Genomic DNA, 22470 nt, shown 5'->3' on the forward strand with positions numbered 1-22470 from the left:
AATGACCCTTCTCGTCTCATTCTGGTCTGACCGAGGCGTGATTTCCTTCACGCTTCGTTCACTTCCATGGGGGTGTGGACGACCTTACCGATGACAACAGCGACGGTCGTCCATATCGTTGCGCCGCTGTCGCACTTTGTTACCGGCGTATACGGTGCAAGTCATTGGCAGGGGACGCAACGGCGGAAGCGCGCGGCCGCCGTGCGACGCTTTGCTCGGGCGCATGCGGGCATCATTGCTAGGCGGGTCGCATGGAAGTGCAGTCGGGAGACGATGAGGAGCAGGGAGAGTGGCTGCACGTCCGCGTGCGGCACGGCCGGATCAGCACGCCGGTGCGAGTCAGCCGCAAGGCCCTGGAGGACCAATTCGGCGCGTTCGGCGGCGGGCGATCGCTGGCCTTTCTCTACGCAAGAAATGCTGACGCCATCGACGGCGCTGTGCGCGCCAAGATGAAGACTGGCGGCCCGTACACCCCCGAGCATCCTTTGGAACTCCGCGCGTCGGATCTGTCGTCGTTGACTGGCATTGAAAGAGGGACTGCCGGAAGGCCAAGCCAGATGACGGACGCCGATCTGCAGAGGGCGCTCGAAGAGGTCGTCAGTGCAGGCCATCGGGGCGCGCCGGGTTCCGGCAACCACGTTCGCTGGATATCCGCCGCGCGTCGCGTTGGGCTTGCGGGGAGCTTCTCGGTCGATCAACTCGAACTCATCGCCCTCCGGATCAGGCAGGCGCTCGACCAAGGCGCCCGTCCGGCCACAGGAGAAGTCGTCGATCCGTCGCCAGCCAAACGCGGGTGAAGTCCCTCGGCATCGTGCGCGACCCCGTCGACGCCGATTCGCCGGCCTAGCAGCGATAGTTCCGATCCGTCGGAAGGTGTTGTGATTAAGCCTCGTACCCCCTGGCGCACAACCTGGAGCACCGCGGGATCAGAGGACTGCGCGATGTCGTCGTAAATGGAAGGAGGCCGACCGCGGGGCGTCCCGAATGATCGATGAAGGTCTCGCAGTCCGGCTCCGTTTGGGCGATCGCAAGGCCGTTGCCGGCAGACGGTCCCACGCCGTGGATTTCCGCGCGATGACGACCTCGGCTTCGGTATCGATGAATCCGAAAAGGCCGCTGGCGGATCTGATGGGAAACCAGGAATCGGCTTTGGCTGGGCAACCGGCCCTCGAGCGCAAACGAAGCATGCCCGCAGCGATCCGCGGCCCTCGTCAGGACGGGCATTGCACGGGGCCTGCGGCAGCAGACCGATCACGCGGTGGGGCATCGAAGACCGGCCGGCGATCCGAGCGCAACGGGTCCGACGGGCAAGCGGTGGTTGTGCGGGACGCCCGAGAGGCGCCGTCGTTGGACACCCCTTGACCCGGCCTCGCGGGAAGTTTCGCGGCAGTCAATGCTCTGGCGATCGGTGCCTGCGCCAACCGGTCGCGGCGGCGCGGAAAAAGTGCATGCCGCGCAAGCGTTGTCTCGGCCGCTCGCGCTGGGGATCATCACGCCCTTCTTCATCACGACCCGCCTGCCGCGGACGTCAGCATCGGGATGCGGTGCGCCTGAACGCGATGCGTCTCGCACCGCCTGCTGACGCTCGTGCCGTTCAAATTCATGAAAACCCTTGTTCAATGCGCCATCACAATGACAGTCCTCACCATGGGCGTCTCCTCCGTCACCAGCGCGCAGATTGGCTACCTGGGCCCCGCAGGAAGCTGGACCCATCAAGCCTGCATGGACCTGTTCGGCGAGGCGAACCTGGTCGCGCTCGACAGGCATGCGCTCTTCAAGGCTTTGAGCGCGAAGACCGTGGCCAAGGTATGCGTGCCGGTCACGACGTCGGTGGTCGGCGCCACGCCCTACATGGACGACGTGCTCGCGCTCGATTCCGTCCATGTGGTGGCCGAATACCCCAAGACGCTGGGCTACAGCTTGCTCGCCAAGCCTGGAACCCGGAAGGACGATGTGCGCACGGTCGTCGCGCATCCTGTTGCGCTGGAGGAGGTGAAGCCGTGGCTCGACCAGGAAATGCCCGACGTCGAGCGCAAGCCCGCTGCGAGCGGCGGCGCTGCCGCGAAGTTGGTCGCCGAAGCGACGGCGTCGGACATGGCGGCCATGGGACCGCCTAGTGCCGCGCGCATCTACGGCCTCACACCCATCGTGAACGGCATCGAGGAAGGACCGCACAACACCACGCGATGGTGGGTGCTCGGTCATGTGATGCCTTCACCGAGTGGCAATGACAAGACCAGCCTGCTGTTGACCGTCAACGAAGCCGACTTCAAGTCGTCGCTGGAGCGACTCGCGAGATCGGCCCAGATCCTTGCGGTGTACGAACGTCCGGGCAAGAAGTCATTGGACGGCCATCAGTATGTGATCGACGTGGTGGGGCATGCAACGCAGCCAGACATTGCCAAGTTGCTGATGGACCGCCGGGAGTTCCGGCTTCTTGGCTCTTATCCGCGCCGGTATTGAATGCTGCTCGGCGCAGCAACATGGTTGCGCAAGCGGTTGTCCCGATCTCGGAGAGGCGGCGGACGATAGAGCGCCATTCCACAGCGCCAGCGGCTTATCTATCTTGGAGGAGGGATCAAGCGGAGTTCTCAGTGCTCGCACGCTTGCTTCTGGGCGTACATGAAGTTCGGGGCTTTGCCCTCAGCATCCTTTGAATGATGTCTGCAAAGACTTCAAACACCATCTCTGTTCGCTGCCACGAATGTCGGAGGCATGGCATTGAAGTCTGGGTCAACGACCGGCCGCCGGCCGGGCGCGCCCGGCCCAGTTGCTCCGTGGAGCGGACCGTGGGATTGGCGCTCATCAGTGTGACGAAAAACGATTTCTTTCATCCGGCGCAACTTCGGAGTTACCACCGGCACCGTCAACATCGTGCTCGCGACCGCCATGATCAAAAGCGCCGTGAAGGTCTCGTTGGTGATGATTTTTTTGTCCAGCAAGACATTGGCGAAGATGATCATGATCAGGGCCTTGGTTTGAAGCAGCCAGCCGATCAGTGATCCCTCACCTGGCGGCCACCTCAAGATCCGCCCTGCCAGGCGGAGACCGATCAGCTTGCCCGTGACAGACGCCACCAACAGCGCTCCAGTGACCAAGAAGACGGCGGCGCCTCCTACCTGCCAGTCGGTACGAAGGCCGGTGCTAAGAAAGAAGACAGGCATCACGACCAGCAGAACGTTGTGCCTCAGCCAGTCCATCTGTTGCTGCTCGAACCACTCTGCGTCCATCACCGCACCCGCGATGAAAGCGCCGACCATGTAGTGCAGCCCCGACCAGTCTGCGCCGAGTCCGCAGGCGGCCAGCCAGATCAGCCCGGCGTACCAGCGGTCGCGCTGTGGGACACGGATCATCAGCCACCGGAAAGCGACCGCAGCGGCCGAAAAGACCGCCAGGAAGCCGATCTGCTTGCCCGCTCGCTCCCAGTCCATGAGGATCAGGGCAAGGACGCCCCAGATCGCGATGTCGTCCAGACTCGCATAGCGAAGGATGCGCTGGCCAATTGGGCGGCGAAGAATTTCCAGCTTCTCCATGAAGAGGATGAGGATTGGCAAGGCCGTCACCGCGCACGACATGCCGATGCCCAGGACGAACTGCCAAGACTTCGCGTTTGGCCCCGTCCACCCTGGGAAGGGCAGCAGTACAACGGCAGCGCTCGCGCCGAAGGCAAGCGGCACTCCCAGCGCCAAGCCCGCCGTAATCCCGCTTTCACGACGAAACTCCCAGGCCTTTCGCAGATCGAGTTCGATACCTGCGATCCAAACAAACAACATGACGGCCCATTGCGCGACCGCGCTGAGCGACTGAATCACCGGGCCGTTGAAAACAAACCGGTAGTAGTCGGGGAAGATCGCGCCAAGCACACCTGGGCCGAGCACGATGCCCGTGATGATTTGCACCACCACCAGCGGTGCGAAGTACTCGGTTCGACCCAGTCGCCACACCAAGTACGGAAGAGAAAAGATGATCAGCATCGCGATCAGAAAAATCTCAGAGGTGCTCACGTGGATGTCGCCGATGAATGAACTTGAATTGCGTGCGAGTCTGCCATGCGCTCCAGCGACGACCGCTTGGAGCCCATCAACGACCTGCGACCCGCGCTGTGAACGCCGGCGTGCAGTTGCGAGCTGACATCAGTCCCGAGGTAGGTAAATCGAAGTCGATTCGCGGGCGCGCTTTGCGATCTCCGTGCCGCTGATACCCTGCGGAAATCACAAAGTAGTTCTTGATCGTCGAACCGCTGCCGGTTTGGCGGCCGACGGTCCAGCGTTAACCAGAACGAGAACGCGGTCGTGCTCGCCAATTCCTCAAGCTGCGCCGGCAGCGGTTTAGGCCGCCTCCTGCCTGGGGCGCACCAGGTGGCGGTAGCGCAGATTGAGCAGCACGTAGCAGATCATGGTTGCCGCAATGCCCCCCAGCATGGCGCCGAGTCCGAGCGGCAACATCAGCATAAGCGCCGTCATGGCGAACACGGCCGCGGTGTTTGACAGCAAATAGGGCCGCAGCTCGGGCACTTCCATGTAGTAGCCGTACTGCTTGCCCAGGAAGAACAGCACCGTACCGGCCGCGGCCATCCGACGAAAGTCGCCCGGGTCAAGATCGTCCAGGATCGCATGCCGGATCAGCGAGGCCAGGATCGCCAGGCCAATGAACAGGAAAAAGTGCGAATAGAGGATCGAATGCCCGGTTGCCAACTTGCGCCGTTCCAGCAGGTGGAAGCTGTCGTAGTAAATCCACCAAATGGCCGACACCATGACAAATCCGCTGACTGCGGCGGCGGCATTGGATCGGGTCCACACGATGTTTGCCAGTGCCGCGGAGATGCTGATCACCGATTCGCCGAGCATGATGATGGTCAGCAGGCCGACGCGTTCGACCAGATGTGCCGCGTGCGCCGGCACGACGTGCAGCCGCCCGCCCAGCAGCACCAGCGCCGTCATGTCGAACACGATCCCAGCATAGAAGACCAGGTAGCTCCACGGCGACGCCAGCAGGACCGAGGAAAGGCTGATCGCGGCGCCGACGGCGAACACGGTGCCCACTGTCGATGCGAAACGACCGTGGAGGTTGTGCTTGCGCCTGGAGACGAAGTACATCGAGGCGATGATCAGTCGCGCCCCGCAGTAGCAGGCTACGGCCAGCGTGTAGTGTTGGGCGCCCGCCGAGATCTGCGCCGATATCACGATCAGCAGGAACATGATCAGCAGGGTGGACAGCCGGTGCTGGCGGCTGTCGGTGTCGAAGCGATTGGCGTAGATCGTGTGGCCCGCCCAGATCCACCACAGCGGCAGGAACACCAGAACGAAGCGCAGGAACTGCTGCGCCCCGATGTGGCCCTCATGCGCTTCAGTCAGGATCTCGTTGGCGCCGTGCAGGGCAACGACGAAGATCAGGGCGAAGAACAGTTCCAGCCACGTCGCGCGCCGTTGCGGATCGAAATATCGCAGGTCCTTCATGGGCCATCATAGGCCTGAACCCGGCCCTGCGCGTGACCTGACTTCACCGCGCTGCCTCAGTCCGACGGATGCACGCGGGCGCAACCTGTCTCGGACCTTAATGGGCAGGGCCTATCTCCCACCCGTTTGGGCACTCGCCATAAATCTTAAATAGTCAATGTCTTCAAACGACCGTCGTCGCGACTCGGGTTCGGAGCGCTTCGGTCCCCCAAACCCGGATCAGCCACTTCGCGGGATCTCGGCGTGAGGCAAACCGCTCGAACTTCACGCTCGAGAGTCGAGTCGCATCAACGCAGGACCTGCGCGATGCCTAGCAGGTTGCCTTCGCTGTCGCGGAACCACGCGGCCCGTTCTCCCCGGCCCTTGCTCGGGTAGTTGCCCTCGATCTCCATGATCGCATTCATGGTGCCGCCGTAATCCTCGAACACCACACCGCGGGCTCGCAGGCCGGAGACCGTCGCTTCGATGTCCTCGACATAGAAGCCCATCTGTGTGAACGACCCGTCCGATGCTCCCGAAGACACAAACAGGCAAAACACGCCCGAATCGACCTCGTACCTTATGCCACCGGGACGCACCTCAACAGGTTCCAGTCCCAGTTTTTCCGCATACCACCTGCGAGCCCTTTCGAGGTCTTGCGTGGGTATGCGTGTTTCGACGCGACAGTGCTTGAGCATTCGCGCATCTTATGGATCGGAGCTGCGAAATGGATATGCCATCGCGCAGAACCACGCGTTCCGTTTGGGCTTGGAACAGCGCGTCCTGAAATCGGCTCGGCCGGCAGGGGGAGGGTCGGATCTTCTGACGCATGACGAACTTTTTTGCGTGGTGCGAACTTGACCCCGGGCTGCGGCCGCCCGTTCCAAAAATTGAACGCTTGATCGCTGCCGTGGCGCTGTCCGGTAGACCAGTTGCGTTCGTCCGACGACCTGCGTCACGGACACGCGCCCCTGCCACCCGATGCGCAAGTGATGGTCGCCCGGCGCCCTTGCGCCTTGCCCATGCAGCTGGACCGGCATGGCTCCTGCGCCGTTCGTCCGACATCCTGCTGATCCCGGAACCCCCTTGGTTGGACTTGCGGGCGCAAGCCTGGCGGCAGGCAAGCTTCAATCGCCGACGGAGGCGATCAAGGCGAGCGCCCAAGAGGGCGTGTCTTTCATGCCGCTCAGGCTTCACGCCGCTCAGGCGACCTGGACATTGATCCTTCGCGGCTTGGCGTGCTCTGCCTTGGGAATGCGCAGCTTGAGCACACCCTGCGCAAGCTCTGCCGACACCTTTTCCGTGTCCAGTTCCTTGCTGAGCGTGAATACGCGACGGAATCGTCCCAGGCCCACTTCGGTGTGGCTGGTCTTTAGCCCCTCGGGCACTGCCAGACTCGACTCGGCTTCGATGGTCAGCGTCTCCGCCTCGACATGAAGGTTGAGGTGCTCGCGCGAGACGCCCGGCAGATCGGCATAGAGCGTGATACCGCCCGCGTCTTCGACCACATCGACTGGCGGCGTCAAGGCGGCGCTTCCATAACGCGGCGTTTGCTTTGTATCGGTGCTTTCGGGCGCACCTGGCGAACGGGTTTGAATGTCGTTGCTCATGGTGTTCATCTCCTTGACCTCACTGGATGGAAATGCGCCGAGGCTGGGCCGCCGCGCGGCGTTGGACGGTGATGCGCAATACACCGTCGCGCAGCTTGGCGTCGACCGCTTCGGGGTCGGCGTCGTCGGGCAGCGTGAGCATCCTGCGGAATGCGCCGTCGAAGCGCTCGTTGATGTGCACGGCGGCCTTCGCATCCGCAGCGGGAAGCACCCCCTTGCGCTCGCCGGCGATGGTGAGAAGTCCGCGCTCGAGGTTGACCTCCAGCGACGCCGGATCGACGCCGGGCGCAAACGCGTAGATCTCGACCGCCTCGGGCGTCGCGCCGACATTGAGCGCGGGAAAGCCGTTGCTGCCCATGCCGCGGATCGTTGGCGCCAGGTCGAACGCCTGTTGCATGTCGCGCTGCAGGCGATCGAACTCCGCGAAGATGTCGCGTGGAAAGAAAGATCGGTACATGGTTGAACCTCCAATAAAACTTGGAATGGACGAAACAAGAAGGGGCGTGGCCCTTTACTGAGGCAGGCGTTGGCTGCTGGCCGAATGCGGCCCGCTGGCGGCATCGGAGCTGCGCCATGCAGTGATCCGGGGAAGGCGATGTCGCCAACGGGGCGGGCGGGGTTCGGGGTAGTGGTTGATCTGCGCCAACTCCTCGCGCCCCTTCTGGGTGATGGCCAACACTTGCGCGGCCGTGGGCGAACCGGACAGCGACAACGGGCTGGAAGGCGACGGCACCAGTGCGACGACGAGCCCGGCGGCTCGCAGCACCCTGACCTGATCGATGTCCTCGGTGCGATAGAACGTGACAGGCAGGCGAGAGCCGGCAATTTGCTTGAGCAAGTTCATGGTCATTTCAATACCTCCTTTTCGAGCGACCAATTTCCGACGAATGAAAAGATAGGCAGGCCGCCGAAGATTTCAAGAGGAATTTTTTCCATCTCGACCTGCCATGCCTGACCTGTGCGTCGCCCAAAAAAAAGCCCGGCCACACGGGCCGGGCGGAGGTTTACAGCAAGCCCGCGGGATGCCCCGCAGGAGCCGGGAATTTACGATGGCGGTCCGGCGCTTAAGTGTCAGACAAATTCGATTCTTGCAATGGTGTGCGGGGGCGGATACCGGCGCTCCATGGAATGGCCCGCGCCCGAATTGGAGCGCCGCTTGGCCCAAGAAGACGCGCCTTTGGGCGACTGGTCGGGACACGTTCGGCGCCGTGCGCCAGCGAACGGCCGCAAAGAGTTGAATGTCCAGCGGTACTCGCTTGCCGGGCGCGGCACACACGGGCCGTGAGGTTGGTGGCATGGACCGACCACCCGACCTGACGCCGAGGCCCTTGCGCGACCCGGCCCCTCGGCGAGAGAGTTCGTTGGCCGAGAGTTTCGAGAGGCGGGGTGGCGGCGACCGCTTGATCGCCAACCGTCATGTCAGACAACATCGTGACTTGGATTTGCCTGCTGCCAAATGGCGGGAGACTCGGGCCGTCGATCGAAGCGATCCTATCGAACTGCAACAGGCGCTCCGTTCAACAGCTGTCGAGATGTCGATGTTCATTTCTCCAACGAGCCAGTCTGTGAACAACTCAACGCCACACGCTTCGGAATTTTCCGAAGTGCCCGATGCAACGGGAGAACTCGGGTTCTTCGATCTCCTGGCGCGGTCGACCCAACCTCTGGCCGATCCCGACCAGGTGATGCAGGTCAGCGCCCGGCTGCTCGGCCAGCACCTCGCAGCGAACCGCTGCGCGTATGCCGAGGTCGACCCGGACGAGGATCACTTCACCTTGACCGGAGACTACAGCCAAGGGGTTTCCTCGATCGTCGGGCGCTACTCGTTTTCGCAGTTCGGCGCCGAATGCTTGCGCCTGATGCGGGCGAACGAGCCTTATGTGATCCATGACGTGGACACCGACCCGCGTACCGCCGGCACCGAATTGGGCGCCTACCGGCTCACGCAGATTCAGGCGGTGATCTGTATTCCGTTGCACAAGGATGGACGCTTCGTCGCGGCCATGGCGGTGCATCAGCGCACGCCCCGACGATGGACATCCAAGGAACTCGAACTGGTGCAGTTGGTGTGCAGTCGTTGCTGGGAGAGCCTGCAACGCACGCGCACGCAGCATGCGCTCGAGGTCACCAACGAACGCTTGAGCATCGCACTGTCTGCGGGCTTGCTGGGGGACTGGAGCTGGAATGCCGAATCGGACCTCGTCACTCTGTCCGATCGCGCGGCGGAACTCTTTGGCTTGGTTGACAAGCAGATCCCTTGGCGCACCTTGGCTGCATACATCCACGACGAGGATCGAGAACGAACGATGCAGGCCGTGGCGGAGAGCACGCGCACCGGCGGGCCTTACAAGGAAGAGTACCGGCTTGCGGCGTTTCCCGAGCGCTGGATCAGCGTGTGGGGCACACCGCAAAAGGACGACAGCGCAAAGGTGACCGGCATCCTGGGAGTGTTGCAGGATTCCACCGCCGCAAAGCGGATGGAGCAGGATCTGCGAAGGCATGCACTGCAGTTGCAGGAGGCCGATCACCGCAAGGATGAGTTCTTGGCGGTGCTCGCTCACGAACTGCGCAATCCGCTCGCCCCGATCGGTCTGGCTGCCCAGTTGCTCAAGCGCTCGAGCGACACCGGCACGCAGCGTACCGCGGACCTGATTCGGTCGCAGGTCAACCAGATGTCCAGGCTGCTGGAGGATCTTCTGGACACGAGCCGGATCAAGAGCGGCAAGCTCAACATGAAGAAGGAAGTGGTGGAGGCACGGGCTACGGTTGATCTCGCCCTGCAAAATGCCGGCCCGATCCTCACGAACCGCAAGCACACGACGCTGGTGCATGTGGAGGACAACCTCACCTTGAATGCCGACCCCGTGCGCATGGCGCAGGTGCTCTCGAATCTGCTCACCAACGCGGCCAAGTACACCCCGGTGAACGGGTGCATCTCGGTGAGGGCCGCCGCCTCCGAGGGGTACTGCCAATTCGAGGTGAGCGACAACGGGATCGGTCTGGCCCACGATTCGCTCGAGCGAATCTTCGAGATGTTTTCGCAAGAAGACAGCGTGTTGCACCGTCCTGAAGGCGGCCTGGGAATCGGCTTGGCGCTGGCGCGAGCCATTGTCGCCGCCCATGGGGGTACGGTGGCTGCAGACAGCGAAGGCCTGGGCAAAGGCAGCCGGTTTGTGGTGAGGCTGCCTATGGAGGCGGCGCTGCGCCAGACGGGCTCTCCCGCCGCCAGCGACACTCCAAGGGAGCGGACCTTGTTGTCCATCGTTGTCGCAGATGACAACACGAGCGCCGTCCAGCTGCTGGCCGAACTGTTGCGGATGGAAGGGCACCAGGTCAGTATCGCCACGGACGGGGAACAGGCTTTTGCCGTCGCCCAGGCTGTCAAGCCGGCGGTGCTCATCCTGGACATCGGCATGCCCAAGATGACGGGGTACGAGGTCGCCGAAGCGGTGCGAAAAACCAACTGGGGGCGCCACGCGTTCCTCGTCGCTGCCACAGGATGGGGACAGGCTTCCGACAAGGCGCGAGCCCGCCAAGCGGGCTTTGATGCGCATTTGACGAAGCCGTTCGACCCTGAGGAACTGCTGCGCCTGCTTGAACGCTGCCCTCCACTGCAGCGCTGATGCGCCATGGAAGAATTGGCGTCGGCAGCGTTGAGTTGAACGCCCAACTCCCCGACAGTGTCGAAGGCAAGAAACCCGGGCGCCACAACATTCAGGTGCAACGCTCCGTTCGGAACGCGATCGAGACCGAGATCCGCTCGCCCGCAAGGGATGCCATCGGATTCGAGATGTCAAAGTCGGTCCGTCAGACGACGGCGTAGCGCGTGCGCAAGCCCGAGCACGCGGCAGCCCTCGCTAGGGCGTGCATGCTTCGGCATCGTGACCGGAACACGTCGCGCCGAGCGCACCTGCAGCGAGCCAGCAGCTCCTTCAGGGCTTTTCCGGCGCGGCCCGCGCCATGTAGAGGATCTGTTCGAAGTCGAGCGCGTCGAGTGCCTGGCGCACCGCTTGAACCAGCGGGGCATGGGCAGGATCTGGCGCGAGCCGGTTCATCCATTCGTGCAGATCCGTCCACCGGCCGTCCCGCGCCATCGTCTCCAGGTCGCGGCGGACTTCGGCGGGGAGCGGGGCAATCTGCGGCCCGGCACGGCGCGCGCGCGGCCCCTCACGCAGCGGCTGTGGCGAGAGGCCGTGCCCCCAGGGCAGGTCGTCGCTTGCGGGCACGGCCGCGCCGTCGAGCAGGACGGAGAAGTGCACTCTGGTGCCCAGGTTGCGACGGCTCTCGAGTCGCAGTTCTGCGCCCATGCGCCCGACAATGCGGCGCGCGATCGCCAGACCCAGGCCACTGCCATCGACGGCCGGATCGGCTTGCGCGAACGCGCGGAATACCCTCCGTTGATCCTTGCGGTCGATGCCGATCCCGCTGTCCCAGACCTCGACATCGAGGCGCCACTGGTCGCCCTCCGCGCGCGTGCCGATTCGCAGCCCCATCTGCCCGTCCCGCGTGAACTTGGCTGCATTCGACAGCAGATTCAGCAGCAGCTGCTGGAACCGCTTCCTGTCGAGGCGCACCAGAGGCGCCAGGGGGCCGCGGACCTCAAGGGTGAATACGTTGTTCTGTCGGCGCGCGAGCATCGTCGCCTGCTGTGCGATGTCGTCGATCAGCACCGGCAGGCGCACCGGCTGCGGGTCGAGCTCCAGCGGCATCAACTCGCCTTTGGCGTAGTCCAGAAGATCGTCGACGAGCGCGAGCTGGTAGTGCGCGCTGCGCTCGATGGCTTCCAGCGGCGCCATCGGCTTCCCGAGTGCATCGCGCAGGACGCGGGCGTGGCCGACGATGGTCGCCAGCGGCGCGCGAAGATCGTGGCCGATGTAGGCCATGAGCCGTGTCTGCTCGCGCGAGCGGTGCTCGGCCTGCTCCAGGGCGGAATTCAGGGCCCGCGTCTTGCGGATCACTTCGTCCTTCAGGCGACCCTGCTCGCGTGCTTGCCAGCGCACGAGCTTGCGCTGTGCCGCGAGACGCTGCTGCGAGAGGTGGTGCGTCCAGGCAGCAAGCGCCACGAGCCCCACCAGCAGACCCGGAAACCCGAGCACATACGCATCGAAGCCCGGGATCGCATGGGCCGGCACATTCAATTCGACAAGCCGCAAGCACACGCCCAGCAGAACCACCACCATCACCGGGAAGGCCAGCCGGCCGCCAGGACCGGCGCGGCGCATGTAGACGAAACTGCTGACCGTCAATGCGAGCACAAGCAAGAGCGCACTGAGCGTGCCGGCTTTGGCGAATGGCGCATACGGGCCCACGAGCGTGCCGAACACGATCCCCCCTTGCACCGCCGCCAACGCCACCAAAGCGCGCAGGCCCGGAGGCCGCACCGGTGCGCGACGGGACAGCACGTGCAGGTAGACCACCATGTTGAGCACGCAGCATCCGGCGACCACGCCCGCCGCCCGGTAGCTCCATTCGGTGCTGTCGGGCCAGAACAGCGGCCTGGCATAGCCCCGGTAGGTCGCCTCGTAGAGCGCGACGAGCGCAAACCCGAGGCTTTGAGATCCCATCGCCGTCTTGCGGGAGATGGCCCACAGTGCAAGCGAATAGACCGCCAGCACCAGCAGTCCGCCGATCAGCAGGCCGTCGATCAGAGCGCGGCGCGTTTCGGTGGTCCGCAGGGAGTCGACGCTGTGCAGCACGGGCGCCAATTTGAGGCTGCTGCCACTCTGCACGCGCACCAGCACGATGGCGTGCTCGCCGGGCTGCATGTTGTCGATCGCGAGCGTGGGCACGCGGTCGCCGCGCAAGGCATGTGGTCTCGAGACGCCTGAACTCTCGTGACGCCAGACCTGACCGTCACCCTGGAAGCCGCCGCGGCGCAGGACATAGAAGTCCGCGTACTGCAGCCAGGTCGTATCCAGCACGAGCCGCAGCTGTTGCACGTCATCGCCGTCGTTCGAGAGGGACAGGCGCAGCCAGAAAGCCGATTTCGAAAACCCTTGCCGCATGCGCGCCGCGGTCCCGGGCGTGAAGCCTTCAGCGCCTCGACCGGCCCGCATCTGCAGTTCGGCGAACGACAGTGCGCCGCTGCGGTCTTCCAGCACCTCGACGTGGGTGTCCAGCTCGAGCGGCAGTCGGGGATGTTCGCTCAGGCGCAGTTCTTCCGCGTGGGCCGGAAGCAAGCACGCGAGCGCCAGCGACGCCTGCAACAGCAGCGCGGCGGCGCTGCAGCGCCACGGCGCGGACACCTCAGACCTTCGCCAGCGACGGCTGCGCCGCAGGCGCGACCGCCTTGCGCAAACGCGTCGCGCGAAATCCCGTCGGCGTTGTGCCGAAGTGTTCGCGGAACGCCGTCGAGAAATTGGCCGGCATCGCGAAACCCACCGCGAGTGCCACTTCCTCTACGGTCAGCGCCGATTCGACGAGCAGGCGGCGCGCCTCGGCAAGGCGCGCCTCGCGCACGAACGCGAAGACGGACTTGCCCGTCCGAGCCCGGAACGCGCGTGCGAGCCGCTTTTCGTGCGTGCCCAGTCTCGCGGCCAGCTCGGGCATCGCCGGCACGTTCGCAAGGTCGGCCAGCACCAGGCGCTCGGCCGCCTCGGCGATGACGCGGTCCGGATTGAATTTGAGGCTTGCATCGTCGGGCAGGGCAGGGGCGTGCTGTGGCGCCGCCGGCGAATGCCTGCTTGCCGCCAGCACGAGATGCACGGCGATGCGGGCGACCACCTCCGCGGGCTCGAAGGGTTTGAGGATGTAGTCCACCGCGCCCGCCTGAAGGCCGGTCAGCCGCTCCTCCACCGAGGCGGAGGACGTCACGAAGATCACCGGAATCTGCGCCGTGGCCGGATCGGCCTTGAGCAGCCTGCAGGCGGCGAAGCCGTCGATGCCGCCCATGCGCACATCCATGACGATCAAGTCGGGCTGCAGCGCCGTGGCGCGCCGGTAACCCTGCATCGCCTCGAACGCGAGACTGATGCGGTGCGCCTCCCCACGCAGCGCCCCGAGCAGGAGCTGCAGCTCATCCATGTTGTCGTCGACCAGGAGGATGTGCGCTCGCCGCGGTGGGGTGGATGACCAGTAAGACATGCGCTGAGCGTATGACCCGGTCATGCGATTGACGTGTGACTAAGTTCACATTATGTTGCAATCGTAAACAAATGTCTTCTTTTGCAAACATTCCGTCCTGAGCGCCAAAAGCCTGTATAGGCGCCTCCCCGAAGAATCCCGCTCTTTCCCGGACACCTGCGCCGCACCGAGCGGCGCGCCGAATGCGCGTTCCGGGCCCCCAGAGTCAATCCAAGAGGGACGGGATGTCCAACACCCCATCGACCATGTCGGACGCAAAAGCGTCGCGCGAGTTCGTCAGCGTTGCGCGCCAACGGGTACTGCGCCGCGCCGCAGGCCTGTCGGCCTGCGTGGCCGTGCTGGCGGCTGGCCTGCTGCTGACCACGGCCGCCCATGCGGTGCCGCAAGTCTCCAGCCTGATCCACACACCGGCCATTCTGCCCGCCGGCGGCACCGTGACCAGCACGGTGACCATCGCAGAAACCGACAGCCTGCCCATCGGGCCCCCCGGCACCTCGTTCACGTACACGATTCCCGCGAACACCGTGTACGCCGGCACCGGCGCGGTGCCGGTGGGCAGTTGCACCTCCACCGTCGCGGTTGGCGCGGACGGTCCGGGCACCCTGACCTGCTCGGGCATCACGCTCGCCAGCGGACAGCAGCGCGCTTTCGAGGTGCTGCTTCGAACGCGCACCCAGGGCACGCTGAGCGTGACCGCGACCCCCGCGGGCGGCGGGGCGAGCGAGACCAAGGCGATCACCGTGAACCAGGGGGCCGACGTCGGCATCGCGATCTCTGCGCCGGCCACTGCGGCGAGCGGCGCCACGGTGCCAATCGTCTTCACGCTCACGAACAACGGACCGGACGCGAGCTCGGGCTCCACACTGACCTACGCCATCCCGACCGGACTGTCGGTCGCATCGACCGGGCTGCCCTCAGGCTGTGCGATCGCGGGCAACGTGCTGACCTGCAACGTGGGCGCCATCTCCGCCACCGCGGGCAGCAACGTTCGGACGATCACTGTCAACGGCACGGTGACCGCCAGTGCGGGTTCCACGGTCACGCACCAGCCGGCGGTGGCGCCCACCGGCGCGATCGGCGACGGCGTCCCCGTCAACAACAGCGCCACGGCCAACACGGCCGTCTCCGCGGGAACGCTGCTTGCCCTGGCGAAGAGCCATGACGGCGGCCAGCTGCTCGTGGGCCAGCGCTTCAACTTCACGTTGCGTCCGACCTTCAGCGGCAATGCACCCACCGGCGTGACGCTGACCGACACCTTGCCGGCCAACTTCCAGATCGCCGGCCCGGTCAACGCGGCCGCGGGCTGGACCTGCGCCGTGGCGGGCCAGACCCTCAGCTGCACGCGCGCCAACATCGGCACCGGCGGGGCGGGGGTCGCGCTGGGCGACATCGTCATCCCGGTGGTCGCGATGACCGCGGGCACCGGTGTCGTCAACCAGGCCACGGTCAGCGCCACCGGCCCGGTGGCCGGTTCGGCTACCGGCAGCGCGCCTGCGGACGTGGCCAATTCCGCCGCCGACTTTCGTGCCGACAAGCGCCGCGGGTGGCCGCAGAGCAACGTGCCGATCGGCCAGGCTTTCGACTACCAGGTGGGCAGCTCGAACCTCGGCGGCACGCGCCTGCTCGCGGGCAGCACGATCAACCTCGTCGACGACCTGCCCGCCGGCGTGCGCATCAACAGCGTCACGCAACGCGACGGGTACACATGCGCGGTGACCAAGGGCGGCGTGCCGACCGCGCTTCCCGCGGACGGCCCCGCCACCGTGAATTGCACGCGAACGCTCGCTGCGGATATCGGCGTCGACACGTCGAACGGCGCCACCGCGCGCAACGGCGGCTACGTCATCGTCAACGTCACGATCCCTGCGGTGCCGCCCGGTGATGCGCCGGTGGTCAACAGCATGTGCGTGAACGTCGCCCTCCCGTCCTCGGCTCCCACGGGCGGCGCGGACCCCGACGCGAACACGGGCAATGACTGCGTCAGCCTTGGCACCGGCGTGGACGCCTCGGCCGACTACGCCGACGTGCAGGTGCAGAAGCGCGTGGTCGGTATCGGCAGCAGTGCCGCGAACCGGCAGACGGCCGGCCTGCCGATCACCTGGGAAATCGAGGTCGTCAATCGAGGCCCCCGTCCCGCGGCGAGCGTCGCCGTGAGCGATACCTTCACCCAGGTGCTGGGCGCAGGCGTCGTGACCCAGGTGGCCAACGGCGCGACATTCGCCGGCACCTGCGCGCTGCCCGCTGCGTCGGGCGGCGCAGGCAATCCCGCGCTGTCCGGCTGCAGCATCTCGGTGCTGCCGGTCTGCCGCACGAGCGCGGAACCTGCCAGCGCACTGCCTCTGTGCCCCGTGATTCGGGTGGTGGCCACGCATTTCGGCGATGGTCGCGCGGTCGACGACAACACCTTCGAGATCGCCAACAAGGTCAGCGCCCTCGCGGCAACGCCGGCCGACCCGACGCTCGATGACGGCGGACGCACCAACAGCGCAACTGCCAACGCATTCTTCAATGCGATCGCCGATGTGACCGTCACCAAGACTGCGAGCCCGGACCCGGTGCCGGTGGGGCAGTTGCTGACCTACACGATCACCGCGCGCAACCAATCCGTTCAGCAAGGCAGCTTCAGTCGCGCCTTCGACGTGCGCGTGGTCGACACCCTGCCGGCCGGCCTGATGTTCATCTCGGCCACTGCCAACGGCGGCGGTACCTGCCCCGTGCAGCCAAGCACGACGCAGCCCACGGGCGCCGGCACGACCAACAACCAGCTTGAATGCCGCTGGGATTCTCTCACGCGCAACCAGCAACAAACCGTCACGGTGCGCGTGCGGCCGTTGTATGCGGTCAACGGCACGACCGTGGTCAATACCGCGCGCATCACGTCGGTCACGCCGGAGAGCAATGCGAACAACAACCAGGCCGCAGCCAACGCCGCAGTGGTCGTGCCGGTCTATGACCTGGTCGTGACCAAGAACGACGACGTCGACCCGGTGAACGTGGGCGACAACGTCACCTACACGATCACCGTCTCCAACAACAGCGCATCCACCGCCGAAGGCGTCCGGCTCGTCGACAGCCTGCCGTTGCCTGGCCCGGGTGGAGAGGCCGCGCCCACGCTGGTGGCGGTCACCGCCCCCGCAGGAACGAGCTATGTGCTCAACGGTGCGGCGATCGGGGCGGCCGGTGGCCAGATCGTGTTCACGATCCCGACCCTGGGCGGGACGGGACCCACGTCGACCGGCGAGCCAAGCACGCTGCAATTTCGCGTGACGATGCGCGGGGCGACGCGCGCCACGTTCCAGAACCGTGCGGCCGTCGATTTCTTCGATGCAGCGCGCAATGCCTTCGACGTCAGCCAGGGCAACAACACCGTCGCGGAGAACACCACCTTCCGGTTCAAGGCCGATGTCCAGGTGGTGACCAAGACGGCGGTAGCGACCGGCACCGCGACGCCGCTGACCACCGTGGCGATCGGGCAGAACTTCGACTGGCTCGTCCAGTTGCGCAACAACGGTCCGGACAGTGCGGAGACGACGAGCTTCACTGACACCCTCCCCGCGGGGCTGGTGCTGACGGGCCCGCCCGTCTTCACGGTCACCGGCGGCATCTTCACGCCTGCTGCGCCGACATGCACGGGGGCTGCCGGAGGACAGAACGTCAGCTGCGCGATCACATCCATGCCCGCGAACGGCACGGCGACGGTGCGCATCCCGGTGCGCACGACGGTCGGCACCAACCCGGCCAACGGCACGCAATTGACCAACCGCGCGCATCTGGTGACCACCGGCTCCGGTGACACCAACGGCGGGCCCGATCCGGATGCCGGCAACAACTTCAACGAAGGCAGCGTCTCGGTGCAGAGCAGCGCGCTGACGGGCCGGGTCTACGAAGACCTCAACGGCAACGGCCAGATCGATGCCGGCGAACCAGGCATCGCAGGCGTCACGATACGCCTGACGGGCACGGACAGCTTCGGCAATCCGGTTGCACTGACCACGACGACGTCCGCGAATGGCGACTGGGCATTCACGGTGCCCGCGGGCACCTACAACGTGGTGGAAGACCAGCCTGGCACCTACCTGCCGGGCATCACCAGGGCCGGCAGCGTGACCGGTGGGGGAAGCGCCCCCGGCAACGTGCCCGCAGGCTCTTCCAACGGTCCCAACGGCTCCAACGCCAACCGCATCGACGGCATCGTGCTCGGCGTGGGCGGCACGTCGTCTGCGAACAACTTCGGCGAAGTGCGTGCGTCGAGCCTGGCGGGCCGCGTCTACCAGGATGCCGACTACAACAACGCCGCGGGCGCGGCGGACCCGGGCATCGCCGGCGCCACGGTCACCTTGACCGGCACCGACATGTTCGGCAACCCGGTGTCGCTGACCACCACGACGGCCGCCGGTACGGGCACCTACACATTCGGCAACCTCACGCCCGGAAACTACACGCTGACCGAGACGCAGCCCGCGGCCTTCGTCGATGGCAGCGATGCGGCCGGTACCGCAGGCGGCACGGTCGGCAACGATGTCGTGAGCGCGATCGCGCTGCGTTCGAACGTCACGGCCACGGGCTACGACTTCGGGGAGCTGCTGACCCGCATTCCGGTGCGCGTGTTCGTCGATGCGAACAACGATGGCGTGCCGCAAGGCGGCGACACGGGCATCCCGAATGTGCAGTTGCGGCTGACGGGCGCCGATGCGGCAGGCAACGCGGTCAACATCATCGCCGTGCCGACCGCGACGCCGGGCGGCTACGAGTTCCGCAACGTGCCACCGTCGGCGCCGGGCGGGTACACCATCACCGAGACGCAGCCCACCGGCTACGCGCCCGGCAAGGCCAACAACAACGGTTTCCCCGGCACGCCGCAGGGTGGCGGCAATGCCATCACCGGGGTCACCGTCGCCAGCGTGCTCACGCAGGGCGAGTACTACTTCGGTGAATTGCTGCCGGGCGGCATCTCGGGCCGCGTCTACTACGACCGCGACGGCAGCGCCTTGCAGGGCACGCCGGCAAGCGAGCCGGGGCTCGAGGGTGTCACGATCACGTTGACCGGAACCGACGTCAATGGGCAACCGGTGTCGCAGACGACCACCACCGACGCGAGCGGCGACTACCGCTTTCCGAACCTTGCGCCGGGCAACTACACGGTGACCGAAGCGCGGCCGAGCGGCTACCTGCCGGGCATCACCCGGGCCGGCACCGTCAGCGGCGCAGGCAGCACGCCCGGCGCCGTCCCGACGGGCGGCACTGGCGTGACCAACGGGCCCAACGGCTCGACCGCCAACGCCATCCAGAACATCGTGCTGGGCGCCGCGGGCGCAGGCTCGGCCGGCAACAATTTCTCGGTCGTGCGACCGGCCAGCGTCTCGGGCTACGTCTACGCTGACGTGGCGCCCTCCAACGGCAGCCGCGATAGCGCAGAACCGGGCATCGCCGGCACGACCGTACGCGTCACCGGGACGGATTTCCAGGGCAATGCCGTTGACCGCACGGTGCAGACGGCCGCCGATGGCCGCTACCTGGTCGATGGAATGACACCGGGCACCTACCAGATCGACGAGACGCAGCCTGCTGGCGTGGCCGACGGCACCGAGTCGCTCGGTACGGTGGCCGGCGCGCCGCGCGGCACCGCCAATCCGGGCGCGACCAACGACCGCTTCGGCGGCCTCGCGCTGGTGTCGGAGGACATCGGCATCGACTACAACTTCGGCGAGCGCGGCGGACAGATCGCGGGCTGGGTGCATGTGGACGCCAACGACGACGGTGTGCGCCAACCTGCGGAGGCGGGCATCCCCGGCGTGACGCTGACGCTCACGGGTCGCTCCGCGAGCGGCCTGACGGTCAACGCCACTGCGGTGACCGACGCCGGCGGCCGGTACGTCTTCACAGGGCTGCTGCCTGCGGACGCCGCGGGCTACACGATCCGGGAGACGCAGCCGGTGACCTACGCCGACGGCAAGGACGCCGTGGGCACGCTCGAAGGGACGTCAAGCGGCACGTTGGGCAACGATGTCATCGGCGCCATCGCATACCGCGGCGGCAACGGCGACAACTACAACTTCGGCGAACGCGGCGCATCGCTTGCGGGCACCGTCTACAACGACGCCAACCGCAACGGCACGCGCGAGCCGCAGGACCTGCCGATCGCGGGCGTGACGATCACGCTCACGGGCACTGACGCCGCAGGGCAGCCGGTCACGCGCACCGCCGTGACCGACGCCAACGGGCGTTACGAGCTCGGCGGGCTGCCGCTGCCGGGAGCCGCAGGCTACACGGTCACGGAAACGCAGCCGTCGGGCTACGACGAAGGGATTGCCGTGCCGGGGACGTTGGGCGGCACCACCGCCGGCCCCAACCAGATCAAGGTGAACTTCACCGGTCTGGACGCGCACGGCACCGGCTATGACTTCAACGAGCACAGCAACCAGCCTGCCTCGTTGACCGGCACCGTGTGGTTCGACCAGAACCACAACCGCAGCCGCGAATCTGGCGAGGGCCAGGGCGAAGGCTGGACGGTCGAGCTGCTGCGCTGCGCCGATGGAAGCAACGCGTGCTCGGAAACCGCGGCCACCGTGGTCTATGCGGTCACGACCAACGCGGACGGCAGCTATCGCTTCGGCGACCTCGTGCCGGGCGAGTACCGCGTGCGGTTCCGCTCGCCCGAAGGACGGCTCGTGGGCGGCGCCTGGCCCACCGATGCCGCGCAGAACGGCGCCGGCGGCCCCTATCCGACGCCGGCAGCGAGCGACCCGCGGTTCAGCATCAAGGTGCGCGTGAACCCAGGCGCCAACGTGCAGAAGCAGGACCTGCCGTACGACCCGGGCGGCGTGGTGTACGACAGCGTGAGCGGCACCCCGGTGCCCGGCGCGGTCGTGCGTCTTGTCGGACCGCCCGGTTTCGATCCGGCCCAGCACCTGCTCGACGGACGCGACAGCTACACCACCGGCCCTGGCGGTTACTACGACTTCTTCCTGCTGCCGGGCGCGCCCGCCGGGGAGTACCGGCTGGCGGTGACGCCGCCGGGCGCCTACCTGCCGTCGTCCATCTATCCGGCGGCAGCCGGCGCGCTGGGCACGCAGTCCTGCTCGGCACCCGCCAACGGTCCGGCGCCTGCACAGACCAACCCCTGTGTGGTCAGCCCTGGTGCGGGCCTCGTGCCCGGCGCCGGGTATTACCTGGTGTTCCAGATGCCGGGCGGCGGCGGCCAGCACGTCGTGGCCAACAACATCCCGCTCGATCCGTCGGATTCCACGCTCATCGAGTTGCGCAAGACCACGTCGAAACTGACCGTGAAGAAGGGCGAGCTGCTGCCTTACCGCATCACTGCACGCAACACGAGAAGCAACCCGGTCCCGGGTGCTGCCGTGGTCGACACGCTGCCGCCAGGCTTTCGCTACATCCAGGGCTCGCTGACCGTGCGTACGCTGCCAGGCGGCGTCGCGCTGCCCGTGGTGCCCCAGGTCACCGGCCGCCAGGTCGTGATGCCCGGACAGAACTTCGCGCCCAACGAGACCAAGGAGTACCTGATGGTCGCGGGCGTGGGCGTGGGCGTGGGCGAGGGCGAGTTCGTCAACCAGGTCGTCGCCACGCAAGGCGTGGGCGGGCGCGTGCTGTCGAACCTGGCCACCGCCACCGTGCGCGTGGTGCCGGACGCCTTGTTCGATTGCACCGACGTGATCGGCAAGGTCTACGACGACAAGAACGCCAACGGCTACCAGGACGACGGTGAGCCGGGCATCGCCAACGTGCGAATCGCAACGGTCAACGGCGTGCTCGTGACCACCGACGCACAGGGCCGCTACCACATCGCCTGCGCCGCGATCCCGAAGGAGGGCACCGGCAGCAACCTGGTGCTCAAGCTCGACGACCGGACGCTGCCCAGCGGTTATCGCACCACGAGCGAGAACCCGGCGGCCGAGCGCGCCACGCGCGGCAAGGTGTTGAAGATCAACTTTGGCGCCACCGTGCACCGGGTCGTGCGTCTCGCATTGCAGGGTTCGGCCTTCGAGAGCGAAGCGTCGGTGCTGCGCGCCGACCTGGTCGGCGAGCTGGATCGCACGGTGAACGCGCTGGCCGAGAAGGTCGCCGTGCTGCGCCTGGCCTACAAGGTCGCGCCCGGCGAGAGCGAGGCGCTGGCACGCCGGCGCGTGGACGCGGTGAAGGCCTCGGTGCTGGCGCGCTGGAAGCAGCTCGGCGAGCAACGCGCCGGGCGCAGCGAGCCGCCTCTCTTCAACCTGGACGTGGAGGTCGAGCTCGTCCCCGCCGGCACGCCTTCAGAAGCGCCGAAGCCATGACGCGACGTCCTCACACCGCCACCACCCGTCCAGCGACATCGAATCCGATCCAGC

Annotated in this window: 12 protein-coding genes; 4 read left to right on the plus strand and 8 right to left on the minus strand. The window is 66.1% G+C overall.

What is annotated here, in order from left to right; translation table 11 throughout:
- Nucleotides 1–251: 251 nt before the first annotated feature.
- Nucleotides 252–797, plus strand: a complete 546-nt coding sequence (locus RT97_RS04920) for a hypothetical protein (RefSeq protein ID WP_042577665.1) — start codon at nt 252–254, stop codon at nt 795–797.
- An 835-nt stretch (nt 798–1632) separates the two neighbouring features.
- A complete protein-coding gene (locus RT97_RS04925; RefSeq protein WP_155403729.1) occupies nt 1633–2463 on the plus strand; it encodes a prephenate dehydratase in 831 nt (276 codons plus the stop codon).
- 212 nt (nt 2464–2675) lie between these two features.
- Here the strand turns inward: RT97_RS04925 and RT97_RS04930 are convergent, their stop codons facing one another.
- The 6 genes from RT97_RS04930 to RT97_RS04955 form a co-directional block, all read right to left on the minus strand.
- A complete protein-coding gene (locus RT97_RS04930) occupies nt 2676–4004 on the minus strand; it encodes a cation:proton antiporter (protein ID WP_437184091.1) in 1329 nt (442 codons plus the stop codon).
- Nucleotides 4005–4328: 324 nt separating this feature from the next.
- A complete protein-coding gene (locus RT97_RS04935) occupies nt 4329–5456 on the minus strand; it encodes a low temperature requirement protein A (RefSeq protein WP_042577666.1) in 1128 nt (375 codons plus the stop codon).
- Nucleotides 5457–5743: 287 nt separating this feature from the next.
- Nucleotides 5744–6133: a VOC family protein gene (locus RT97_RS04940; RefSeq protein ID WP_042577667.1), complete on the minus strand. Its 390-nt coding sequence runs from the start codon at nt 6131–6133 to the stop codon at nt 5744–5746.
- A 504-nt stretch (nt 6134–6637) separates the two neighbouring features.
- The gene (locus RT97_RS04945; protein WP_042577887.1) at nt 6638–7045 is read right to left on the minus strand and encodes an Hsp20/alpha crystallin family protein; all 408 of its coding nucleotides are present in this window, start codon (nt 7043–7045) and stop codon (nt 6638–6640) included.
- Nucleotides 7046–7064: 19 nt separating this feature from the next.
- The gene (locus RT97_RS04950) at nt 7065–7502 is read right to left on the minus strand and encodes an Hsp20/alpha crystallin family protein (RefSeq protein WP_042577668.1); all 438 of its coding nucleotides are present in this window, start codon (nt 7500–7502) and stop codon (nt 7065–7067) included.
- 54 nt (nt 7503–7556) lie between these two features.
- Nucleotides 7557–7895 carry a hypothetical protein gene (locus tag RT97_RS04955; RefSeq protein WP_042577669.1) on the minus strand — a complete coding sequence of 113 codons (339 nt, stop codon included), beginning with the start codon at nt 7893–7895 and terminating at the stop codon, nt 7557–7559.
- Between the two features lie 511 nt (nt 7896–8406).
- Here RT97_RS04955 and RT97_RS32005 point away from each other — a divergent pair.
- Complete coding sequence (locus tag RT97_RS32005; RefSeq protein ID WP_172672157.1) at nt 8407–10668, plus strand: hybrid sensor histidine kinase/response regulator; 2262 nt, start codon at nt 8407–8409, stop codon at nt 10666–10668.
- Between the two features lie 309 nt (nt 10669–10977).
- On the opposite strand, the gene RT97_RS04970 is transcribed toward RT97_RS32005, so the two are convergent.
- Both RT97_RS04970 and RT97_RS04975 read right to left on the minus strand, forming a co-directional pair.
- Nucleotides 10978–13290, minus strand: a complete 2313-nt coding sequence (locus tag RT97_RS04970) for a sensor histidine kinase (protein WP_052810551.1) — start codon at nt 13288–13290, stop codon at nt 10978–10980.
- 1 nt (nt 13291) lies between these two features.
- A complete protein-coding gene (locus RT97_RS04975; RefSeq protein WP_042577671.1) occupies nt 13292–14128 on the minus strand; it encodes a helix-turn-helix domain-containing protein in 837 nt (278 codons plus the stop codon).
- A 245-nt stretch (nt 14129–14373) separates the two neighbouring features.
- Between RT97_RS04975 and RT97_RS04980 the strand changes: the two genes are divergently transcribed.
- Nucleotides 14374–22416 carry an SdrD B-like domain-containing protein gene (locus RT97_RS04980; protein ID WP_172672158.1) on the plus strand — a complete coding sequence of 2681 codons (8043 nt, stop codon included), beginning with the start codon at nt 14374–14376 and terminating at the stop codon, nt 22414–22416.
- Nucleotides 22417–22470 lie beyond the last annotated feature (54 nt).

The organism is Variovorax paradoxus, assembly GCF_000834655.1.
Classification (GTDB): Bacteria; Pseudomonadota; Gammaproteobacteria; order Burkholderiales; family Burkholderiaceae_C; genus Variovorax; species Variovorax paradoxus_F.